General features: G+C 52.2%; 2 tRNA genes. Both read left to right on the plus strand.

Features of this window, described 5'->3' with window-relative positions:
- Positions 1-56 precede the first annotated feature (56 nt).
- Positions 57-130 (plus strand) — tRNA-Met (locus tag RU87_RS09545).
- Between the two features lie 11 nt (positions 131-141).
- A tRNA-Ile gene (locus RU87_RS09550) sits at positions 142-215 on the plus strand.
- The last annotated feature ends 57 nt before the right edge of the window (positions 216-272 follow it).

Here is a 272-nt window from a genome sequence, read left to right on the forward strand (position 1 = left end):
GTCGCAGGTTCGAATCCTGTCTTCCCGATTGATCGAAAGATCATCTAACACATTTTGGCGGTGTAGCTCAGCTGGCTAGAGCGTCCGGTTCATACCCGGGAGGTCGGGGGTTCGATCCCCTTCGCCGCTATATTTACAGTTGGACCTTTAGCTCAGCTGGTTAGAGCTCTCGGCTCATAACCGAGCGGTCGTTGGTTCGAGTCCAACAAGGTCCACTTTTTTTTGGAGGATTACCCAAGTCTGGCTGAAGGGAACGGTCTTGAAAACCGTCA

Source organism: Pseudolactococcus plantarum (assembly GCF_002441715.1).
Classification (GTDB): domain Bacteria; phylum Bacillota; class Bacilli; order Lactobacillales; family Streptococcaceae; genus Pseudolactococcus; species Pseudolactococcus plantarum.